Genomic DNA, 9,471 nt, shown 5'->3' with positions numbered 1-9,471 from the left:
CACCCGGCTACCCGCCCTACCAGGGTGCCGCCGAGCCGCCGAAGAAGAAGCGCGGCCTGCTGATCGCGGCGATCGCCCTGGTCGTGATCATGGTGCTCTGCGTGGGCGGTGGTGTGGTGGCGTTCCTGACCCTGCGTAACGCCGAGAGCGGCGAGGGCGCCAAGGAGCCGGCCGTCGCCGTTGACGAGTTCCTCACCGCCATCTACAAGGACCGCGACGCGGCCAAGGCGGCCAGTCACGTCTGCGCCGCCTCCCGCGACGACGAGAAGATCGCTGCGAAGGTCGCCGAGGTGCAGAAGTACGCCTCCGAGTACCAGGGCGCCCGTTTCCGATGGACCACCCCGAAGGTGGACAACAAGACCGGGGACCGCGCCACCGTGTCCACCCGGGTCACCATGACCACCGCGGACGAGAAGGTGGCCGACCAGGACCTGCGCTTCACTGTGGTGCAGAAGACGGGTTGGTGGGTCTGCGAGGTCGCGTGACCGGCAAGCCTGGATAGGCTCGACGGGTGCGTGCAGCTGAGCGGCCGACCGACCCGGCCGGTACCGGATGGTCGGCGCGTCTCCACGTGGTGACCGGCAAGGGCGGCACCGGCAAGACCAGCGTGGCGGCGGCGCTGGCCCTGGCGCTGGCCGCAGGTGGCCGGCGCACCCTGCTGGTGGAGGTCGAGGGTCGCCAGGGCATCGCCCAGCTCTTCGGCATCGACCCGCTGCCGTACGAGGAGCGACACCTCGCGGACGCCCCGGACGGCGGTGAGGTGCGCGCGCTCGCGGTGGACGCCGAGGAGGCGCTGCTCGAATACCTCGACATGTTCTACAAGCTGGGTGCGGCGGGCCGGGCGCTGCGCAAGCTCGGCGCCATCGACTTCGCCACCACCATCGCCCCGGGCCTGCGCGACGTCCTGCTCACCGGCAAGGTGAAGGAGGCCACCACCCGCACCTCGGGTCAGCGGCGCGCGTACGACGCGGTGGTGCTGGACGCTCCACCGACCGGGCGGATCGGCCGTTTCCTGAACGTCACCGCCGAGACGGCCCGGTTGGCGAAGGTCGGCCCGATCAAGACCCAGAGCGAGGGGGTCGCCGCGCTGCTGCGTTCCCCGATGACCGCGGTGCACGTGGTCACGCTGCTGGAGGAGATGCCGGTGCAGGAGACGGTGGACGCCGTCGCCGACCTGACGTCGCTCGGTTTCGGCATCGGCAACGTGATCGTCAACGGCACCCGTCCGCCGCTGCCCGCCGGCCGGGCCGTCACCGCCGCCGAGCTGAAGCGAGGGCTGGTCGCCGCCGGGTTACCGGCCGACCGGGAGATCGTCGCCGGTCTGCACGACGAGGCCCGGGACCAGGTCATCCGTCGGGAGCTGGAGGATTCGCTCCGCGCCGACCTGGTGGAGTTGGGGCTGCCGATGGTCGAGCTTCCGCTGCTGCCCGACGGGGTGGACCGGGCGGGTCTCGCCACGCTGGCCCGGGCCCTCGTCAGGGCGGATTGACTCACACCTGAGGTCGGCACGGGCGCACGGACCCACGCGGCCCGATACGCTCGATTGGTGCCTTCCGAAGACGCGGCGCCGCAGCTGGACGTCGACCAGATCCTCGCCGACCCCGGCGTGCGGATCATCGTGTGCTGCGGTGCCGGCGGGGTGGGAAAGACGACCACGGCCGCGGCGCTGGCGCTGCGGGCCGCCGAGCAGCACGGCCGCCGCACGGTGGTGCTCACCATCGACCCGGCCCGCCGGCTGGCCCAGTCGTTGGGCCTGACCGAGCTGGACAACACCCCTCGCCAGGTCAAGGGAATCGACGTCGAGGCCAGCGGCGGCGAGCTGCACGCCATGATGCTCGACATGAAGCGCACCTTCGACGACGTGGTGCTCCAGCACACCGATCCGGCGAAGGCCGCGGAGATCTTCGCGAACCCGTTCTACCAGGCGATGAGTTCCACCTTCTCCGGCACGCAGGAGTACATGGCGATGGAGAAGCTGGGCCAGCTGCACGCCCGCGGCGAGTGGGACCTGATCGTGGTGGACACTCCCCCGTCTCGCTCGGCACTGGACTTCCTGGACGCGCCGGCCCGACTGTCCCGCTTCCTGGACGGCCGGATGCTGCGCCTGCTGCTGGCACCGGCCCGCACCGGTGGCCGGAGCATGTTCAGCCTCGTCACGGCCTCGTTCGGGATGTTCTCGAAGGTGGTGCAGAAGGTGCTCGGCGCGCAACTGCTCACCGACCTGTCCGGCTTCGTGGCGGCGCTGGATTCGATGTTCGGCGGTTTCCGGCAGCGGGCCGAGCAGACGTACCGCATCCTCCAGGCACGGGAGACGGCCTTCGTGCTGGTCGCGGCCCCGGAGCCGGACGCGGTCCGGGAGGCCGCGTACTTCGCCGGCCGGCTGCGGGAGGAGAAGATGCCGCTGGCCGGCCTGGTGCTCAACCGGGTGCACCGCCCGGCGGTGCCGGAGCTGGACGCCGACCAGAGCCGGGCCGCCGCCGAGCGGCTGACCGAGCTGGGTGGGCACGAGGCCACCGCCGACGTGCTGCGGGCGCACGCCGCGTTGGCCCGCCAGGCGGTACGCGAGCAGCAGGTGGCCGCGCGGTTCACCGAGGAGTTCCCGGCCGTGCCGTCCGTCTCGGTGACGGCGCAGCCCGCCGACGTTCACGACGTCGACGGGCTGCGGACGATCGGCGCGGCGATCAGCCGGCCCTGATCCGCCTCAGTTGGCCGCGCTGACCAGGATCTTGTCCTTGCCGGCCTTGTCCTTGCTGTTCTTCTTCATCGCGGCCTCGAACATCTTGCGCCAGCTCGTCACCTGCGGGTGACGGCGCAGCAGCGCCCGGCGTTCGCGTTCGGTCATGCCACCCCACACACCGAACTCGATCCGGTTGTCCAGCGCGTCGGCCAGGCACTCGTACCGAACTGGGCAACTCCGGCAGATCCGTTTCGCCACGTTCTGTTCGGCGCCCTGTACGAACAACGCGTCCGGGTCCCCGTTCTGACACGCCGCCAGCGACGGCCAGTCAGTGATCATGCCCATGTGTACACGTCCCCCCTTGCAGTACCTACCGACCTCGTCGATGCACGTCAGCCGGCAATTCCCCCCGATCGCCCGGCCTGCCTTCCCCAAGGCGGCGCGGACGACATGTGGCGCTGTCGCCGCCCCCATCATGCTCTGTAGTCGACTGATTACGCAACGTTGTCGACGAAATCCATCATTCCGGACACTCCCGGGCTTCCCGGGCTCTTGACCGCCGGTTACCCCACCGAGGTCGACGAAAACGCTGCGCCGCCTCCACCAATCGGTGGAGACTCGCGGCAGGTCACACGCAACCACGCACCGGGGGTCGTGCGTTTAGCACAACGAGGGCAGCGCACGCAGGAAATGGGGAAAGAACGCCCAAGCGCCCCTCGTTCCCTACTCGCGTACCCTGTCGAGGTGACCTGGATGCGGAAACGTGACCACAATGTGCTGACCAACGCCGCATCGCTGCTTGTGTGCGGCCTGCTGGCCGGCGTGGTGGTCGCAGCGGCGGCCTTCCCCGCGGTGGCGATGTCCGGCCTGGCCGCGAAGGCCGGCGCCGAGACCTTCGGCGCCCTGCCCACGGAGTTGACGGTGGCCCGCGCGCCACAGATCAGCTACCTGCTGGCCTCGGACGGCAAGACACCGCTCGCGACGATGTACGACGAGAACCGGCGGGACGTGAAACTCGCCGACATCTCCCCCTACATGCAGAAGGCCATCATCGCGGCCGAGGACCATGACTTCTACAAGCACAACGGCGTCGACATCAACGGTGTCGCCCGCGCGTTCGTGAACAACCAGAACGAGGCCGCCGGCCGCCAGGGCGCGTCGACGCTCACCATGCAGTACGTCCGGCTGGCCATCGCCTACTCGGCCACCCACCCGGCCGACGTGGTCGCGGCGACCGAGGACACCAGCGCCCGCAAGCTCCGCGAGATGCGGCTGGCCCTCCAGGTCGACAAGGAGTTCTCCAAGGACGAGATCCTCACCCGCTACCTCAACCTCGCCTCGTTCGGCAACGGCGCGTACGGCGTGTACGCCGCCAGCCAGGTCTACTTCGGCAAGCCGCCGAGCAAGCTGAAGATCGAGGAAGCGGCGCTGCTGGCCGGCATGGTGAAGGCGCCCACCACGAACGACCCGACCACCAAGGCCGGCTTCCCGCTCGCCCTGGACCGTCGCAACTACGTCATCCAGAACATGGTCGACATCAAGGCCATCACGCAGCAGGAGGCCGACGCGGCCAAGGCGACCAAGCTGGTCGTGAAGGACAAGCGCACGCCGAACGGCTGCGTCGCCGCGAACGTCAACAGCTGGGGCTTCTTCTGCGACTACTTCTACCGCTGGTGGATGCAGCAGGAGACGTTCGGCTCGACCACGTACGACCGGGAGCGGCGGCTCAAGAGCGGCGGCTACACCATCGTGACGTCGATCGACGTGCAGGCGCAGCGGGGCGCCGACAAGGCGGTCCGCAAGGCCAAGAGCGAGAACAGCAAGGAAGCCGCAATGGTCGCGGTCGTCGAGCCCGGCACCGGCCGGGTGCGGGCGCTCGCGGTCAACCGGCAGTTCAAGCTCGACGACCCAAAGAACCCGAAGAACAAGATCTCCAGCGATCCCGCGAAGAGCAAGAAGAACATCCGGGGCAACTACCCGGCGACGGTCAACCCGCTGCTCACCGGCGGGGACGGCATCACCGGCTACCAGGCCGGCTCGACCTTCAAGATCTTCAGCATCGTCGCGGCGCTGGAGAAGGGCATCCCGCTCAGCTACACCTTCAACGCGCCGCAGCAGTTCAAGTCGGAATACATCATCGACAGCAGCAGCCCGGCGGCCTGCAAGGGCACCCACTTCTACTGCCCGACCAACTCCGGCCTGAAGGCCGGTGGCGTGCAGAACATGTGGAGCGCCTTCAGCGCGTCGATCAACACCTACTTCGTCCCGCTCCAGCAGCAGGTCGGCGCGGAGAACGTGGTCGACGTCGCCAAGCGGGCCGGTATCCAGTTCCGGGCCAGCAACGACGCGAAGTTCGCCGCCACCAAGGAAGCCGCCCACCAGTGGGGCGCGTTCACTCTGGGCGTCTCCTCGACGACGCCGCTGGACCTGGCCAACGCCTACGCGACGCTCGCCGCCGACGGCAAGTACTGCGAGCCGATCCCGGTGCAGGAGATCCGTGACCCGGACGGCAAGAAGCTGGACATCGCCAACCCGCGCTGCGAGAAGCGGTTCAGCACCGACGTGGCCCGGGCCGCCGTGGACGCCGCCCGCTGCCCGGTCGGCGACAACTCCAAGACCAGCAAGTGCGGCAGCAGCCGTACCGCCGGCGTGGTGAAGGGCATCGTCGACGCGCCGGTGGCCGGCAAGTCCGGCACCACCGACTCGGAGAAGACCGCCGCCCTGGTCGCGATGACCAAGCAGTACGCGGTGGCTGGCATCATGGCCGACCCCGACTGGCCGCAGACCAACGTCAAGATGAAGCACGCGGAGAAGGACGGCATCAACCCTCCGGTGTACGAGACGCTGCGCGACGCCATGAAGGGCAAGCCGCGGATCAACTTCGAGCCCCCGGGCCAGAAGATCTCCGAGGGTGACCAGCGCAGCATTCCCGACGTGAAGTGCGTGTCGGTGGATCAGGCGAAGTCCCGGATCAAGGGCGCGGGCTTCGAGCCGGTCGTCTCCGACGCGAAGGTTCCGTCCTCCTGCCCGGCCGGCACCGCGGCGGGCACCAGCCCCGACGGGCGCACCATCAAGGGCGGCGTCGTGACCATCCAGGTCAGCAGCGGTGGCGGCGCCACCCCGCCCGACACCAACAAGCCGGGCCAGCCCGGTAACACGCCCGGCCGACCTGGCGGTCGCCCCGGCGGCTGAGCCGACCAGCAGCACGCACGAACGGGCGGGCACCCCTCTACGGGTGCCCGCCCGTTCGTCTGTCCGGACTACCGCTGCGTGCGGGTCAGAGGCCGAGCTGCCGGCGTACCTCGGCAGCCACCCGACCACCCTCGGCCTGGCCGGCCACCGCGGCCTGGGCCGCCTTCATCGCCGGGCCCATCTGGGCCTTGCCGGTGAAGCCGCCCGCGGCGAGCGCCCCCGAGACCAGCTCGGTCAGCTCAGCGTCGGAGAGCTGCTTGGGCAGGTAGCGGTCCAGCACCTCACCCTCGGCGGTCTCCTTGGCGGCCTGCTCCGAGCGGCCGGCGTCGGCGAAGGCCGTGGCCGCCTCCCGACGCTTCTTGGCCTCCTTGGTCAGCACCGCGAGCACCTCGTCGTCGGTGAGCTCGCGCTTGGCCTTGCCGGCGACCTCGGCATTGCCGACGGCGGCCAGGGCCATCCGCAGTGTGGAGGTGGTCAGCTCGTCGCGCGCCTTGAGCGCGGAACGCATGTCGGCGGTGAGGCGGTCCTTCAGCGTGCTCATGGACGGTCAAACTACCCTGGACGCCATGCGAAAGCGCACACTATTCCGGCTCGCCGCCGGAACCGCCGCCGTCGGAGCAACCACCCTCGCGTACGCGTCGCTCATCGAGCGCAACATGTTCACCCTGCGGAGGTACGACGTACCGGTGCTGCCGGCCGACGCGGAGCCGCTGCGCGTCCTGCACCTGTCGGACCTGCACATGATGCCCAACCAGGCGCGCAAGCAGGGCTGGGTGGCATCGCTCGCCGCCCTCGACCCGGACCTGGTGGTCGTCACCGGGGACAACATGGCGCACCCCGAGGCGGTGCCGGGCGTGCTGCGGGCGCTGCAACCGCTGCTCGACTACCCGGGCGCGTTCGTGTTCGGCTCGAACGACTACACCGGGCCGATCCTGAAGAACCCGTTCACCTACTTCCTGCCCGACCGCGAGTACACCGAGGGCGTCGACCTGCCCTACGAGGAACTGCGCCAGGTGTTCACCGGCGCCGGATGGGTGGACCTCAACAACGCCCGGACCACGCTGAAGGCCGGCGGGCGGCAGCTCGACCTGGTCGGCGTGGACGACCCCCACATCGACCGGGACGACTACCCCGCCGTGTCGGGCGCGGTCTCCTCCACCGCCGACCTGTCCATCGCACTGACGCACTCCCCCGAACCACGGGTGCTGGACCAGATGGCCGCGGACGGCTTCGGACTGCTGCTGGCCGGACACACCCACGGCGGTCAGGTCTGCGTACCCGGGTACGGGGCGCTGGTGACCAACTGCGGCCTGCCCCGCTCGATGGCACGTGGCCTGCACCGGTGGCCGGGGTCGGACTCCTGGCTGCACGTCTCCGCCGGCCTCGGCACCCACCCGACCGCGCCGATCCGCTTCGCCTGCCCTCCCGAGGCCTCCATCCTCACCCTCATCCCCCGCTGACCCCACCCCGCGCGCCCGCGTCACCGCCTCACGATCCGCGCAATATCCGGGATGTCGGTGTCTCGCGGCGCCGAGAGGCAGCAACATCCCGGATATTGCGCGGATATTGGCGGATCTGGGCCCGGATCGGCCGGGTCGAGCGGCGGGGGTACCGAGTTTGACCGTCGGGACGGGTGGGCTACTATTTGTCGGCACGCCTCGGGGTGTGGCGCAGCTTGGTAGCGCGCTTCGTTCGGGACGAAGAGGTCGTCGGTTCGAATCCGGCCACCCCGACCAGAGGTGAGAGGGCACATCCACTCGATGGATGTGCCCTCTTCTGGTTGTCAGTCCTGCGTTTCGGTGCGTTCGATTTCGGCGAATGCCGCGCTCAGGTAGCCATCGAACGGCCGGCCCGTCACCGCCAGCAGGTCGTCCACGAGCAGTGGGCCATGCCGGGCGAGCGCGGCCGGATCGGGTGGAGAGTCGTCCTCGCCCGGGTCGTACACGCCGAGCGCGCCGGCCAGCAGGACCAGCACGACATGCGGGTCGACGTCCGGTCGCCACGGAGCCGCCGCGCGGACGCACCGCTGGAGCACCTGCCGTACGTCGTCGCCGTCCAGCCCGTCCGGATGGGTCGCCTCCAGCAGCAGCCGCACCACGGAACCCAGCACCAGGCCGGAACGCTCGGCCGTGGCGAGCCGGCCGGTGGCCACCTCGTACGCCTCTTTGTCCTGGGTCTTCGCGGCCTCGACCGCGTCGGAGGCCGCGCCGGCGATCTCGCGGGCGGATGCGGGCAGGTGTCGCCAGGTCACGCTCACCCGGCCAGCATGGCAGAGCACACCGACAGCCTCCGCCTCGGTAAACGGTTCGCGCGGTGTCACACCTGGCGAACAGAATGCCGGTCATGTTGCGTCGCGCCCTACCCCGCCGCCCGGAAGCTCGCCGGCTCCTCGTCGGCACCCTGCTGTCGGCGATCGGGCGTGGCCTCACCCTGCCGTTCCTGTTCATCTACCTCACCGACGTACGCGGTCTCACCGACACACGCGCGGGCCTGGTGATCGGCTGGTACGGCGCGGTCACGCTGGCGCTGTCGCCGCTGGGCGGGACGCTTATCGACCGGTTCGGGGCGCGAAGGGTGGTGCTGCCGTGCCTGCTGATCGAGGCGGTGGGCACCGGCTCGCTGGCCCTGGTCGACTCCAGCGCCTCCGCGTTCGCGGTGATGACGGTGATCGCCGTGGGCAGCTCGGCAATCTGGTCCGGGCAGAACACGATCCTCGCCTCGCTGACCGACGACGGTGAGCGGCAACGCGTCTTCGGGCTGAACTTCGCGCTGCTCAACCTCGGTATCGGAATCGGCGGCATGACCTCCGGCGCGATCGTCGACACCGCCCGTCCGGGCACCTTCCAGACGGTCTACCTGCTGGACGCGGTGAGCTACCTGATGCCGGCGCTGATCCTGCTCACCCTTCCCGGTGTCGGGCACCGGCTCGGCGCGGGCCGGGCCGCCGACCAGCCGTCGTCCGGCGGCTACCTGACCGTGCTCCGGGACCGCCCGTTCCGCCGGCTGGTGATCTTCGGCCTGATCCTCACCACCTGCGGGTACGCCCAGATCGAGGTGGGCTTCGCCGCGTACGCCGTGCGGGTCGCCGAGGTGAGCCCGCGGGTGGTGGCCTGGGCGCTCGCGGCGAACACCGTGACGATCGTGCTCGCCCAACTCCTGGTGATCCGTCGGATCGAGGGCCGCAGCCGTACCGCCGCGCTGGCCCTGGTCGGTGCGGTGTTCGCCGCCGCCTGGCTGGTCCTCGGCGCCGGCGGCCTGATCAGCCCCGAGGGCGCTGTGCTCGCCGCGCTGTGTGTGGTGGCCTGCTCGGCGATCTTCGGTTTCGGCGAGACGATGCTGTCGCCCGTGATGCCGGCGCTCACCAACGCGCTGGCCACCGACGAGCTGCGCGGACGGTACAACGCGATGAGTTCGATGATCTTCGGGATCAGCGGCGTGATCGGCCCGGTCACCGCCGGCCCCCTCATCGCCGCCGCTGACGGCAGGGTCTGGGTGGCGACCGTGGTCGGTGGCTGCCTGGTGGCCTCGCTGGTCGCGCTCTCCCTACGCCGGCTGCTCACCCCCGCCCAGGACGGCCGGGTGACGACGCACCCCACCTCCGC

General features: G+C 70.1%; 9 protein-coding genes and 1 tRNA gene. 7 read left to right on the top strand and 3 right to left on the bottom strand.

From position 1 onward, the window contains the following. The 3 genes from FHG89_RS31895 to bagB all read left to right on the top strand — a co-directional run. Positions 1–485, top strand: a 485-nt coding sequence (locus FHG89_RS31895; protein WP_139588096.1) for an Rv0361 family membrane protein, incomplete at its 5' end; no start/stop codon positions are given. A 26-nt stretch (positions 486–511) separates the two neighbouring features. Then, positions 512–1,489, top strand: coding sequence for an ATPase BagA (gene bagA, locus FHG89_RS31890; RefSeq protein WP_139588095.1), 978 nt, complete (start codon positions 512–514; stop codon positions 1,487–1,489). Between the two features lie 57 nt (positions 1,490–1,546). Further along, complete coding sequence (bagB, locus tag FHG89_RS31885; protein WP_139588094.1) at positions 1,547–2,695, top strand: ArsA family ATPase; 1,149 nt, start codon at positions 1,547–1,549, stop codon at positions 2,693–2,695. Between the two features lie 6 nt (positions 2,696–2,701). Here the strand turns inward: bagB and FHG89_RS31880 are convergent, their stop codons facing one another. Then, on the bottom strand, positions 2,702–3,022 hold the full coding sequence (locus FHG89_RS31880; protein WP_030328078.1) for a WhiB family transcriptional regulator: 321 nt from the start codon (positions 3,020–3,022) through the stop codon (positions 2,702–2,704). Between the two features lie 408 nt (positions 3,023–3,430). Between FHG89_RS31880 and FHG89_RS31875 the strand changes: the two genes are divergently transcribed. Next, positions 3,431–5,869, top strand: coding sequence for a penicillin-binding protein (locus FHG89_RS31875; protein WP_139588093.1), 2,439 nt, complete (start codon positions 3,431–3,433; stop codon positions 5,867–5,869). Between the two features lie 85 nt (positions 5,870–5,954). On the opposite strand, the gene FHG89_RS31870 is transcribed toward FHG89_RS31875, so the two are convergent. Then, positions 5,955–6,410 carry a GatB/YqeY domain-containing protein gene (locus FHG89_RS31870; RefSeq protein WP_139588092.1) on the bottom strand — a complete coding sequence of 152 codons (456 nt, stop codon included), beginning with the start codon at positions 6,408–6,410 and terminating at the stop codon, positions 5,955–5,957. 25 nt (positions 6,411–6,435) lie between these two features. Between FHG89_RS31870 and FHG89_RS31865 the strand changes: the two genes are divergently transcribed. Beyond that, a complete protein-coding gene (locus FHG89_RS31865; RefSeq protein ID WP_139588091.1) occupies positions 6,436–7,329 on the top strand; it encodes a metallophosphoesterase in 894 nt (297 codons plus the stop codon). A gap of 199 nt (positions 7,330–7,528) precedes the next feature. Continuing rightward, positions 7,529–7,605 (top strand) — tRNA-Pro (locus FHG89_RS31860). Between the two features lie 47 nt (positions 7,606–7,652). On the opposite strand, the gene FHG89_RS31855 is transcribed toward FHG89_RS31860, so the two are convergent. After that, complete coding sequence (locus FHG89_RS31855; RefSeq protein WP_244296062.1) at positions 7,653–8,126, bottom strand: hypothetical protein; 474 nt, start codon at positions 8,124–8,126, stop codon at positions 7,653–7,655. 86 nt (positions 8,127–8,212) lie between these two features. Here FHG89_RS31855 and FHG89_RS31850 point away from each other — a divergent pair. Then, positions 8,213–9,471 (top strand): MFS transporter (locus FHG89_RS31850; protein ID WP_139588090.1); only part of this gene is annotated, 1,259 nt, incomplete at its 3' end.

It is taken from the genome of Micromonospora orduensis (assembly GCF_006228125.1).
Taxonomy (GTDB): Bacteria; Actinomycetota; Actinomycetes; order Mycobacteriales; family Micromonosporaceae; genus Micromonospora; species Micromonospora orduensis.
This window is presented reverse-complemented; position numbering and strand designations above follow the sequence as displayed.

Excerpts from the sequence above, each read along its gene's own strand:
- FHG89_RS31880 (WP_030328078.1), bottom strand. The coding sequence starts at position 3,022 with ATGGGCATGATCACTGACTGGCCGTCGCTGGCGGCGTGTCAGAACGGG.
- FHG89_RS31875 (WP_139588093.1), top strand. The coding sequence starts at position 3,431 with ATGCGGAAACGTGACCACAATGTGCTGACCAACGCCGCATCGCTGCTT.
- FHG89_RS31870 (WP_139588092.1), bottom strand. The coding sequence starts at position 6,410 with ATGAGCACGCTGAAGGACCGCCTCACCGCCGACATGCGTTCCGCGCTC.
- FHG89_RS31865 (WP_139588091.1), top strand. The coding sequence starts at position 6,436 with ATGCGAAAGCGCACACTATTCCGGCTCGCCGCCGGAACCGCCGCCGTC.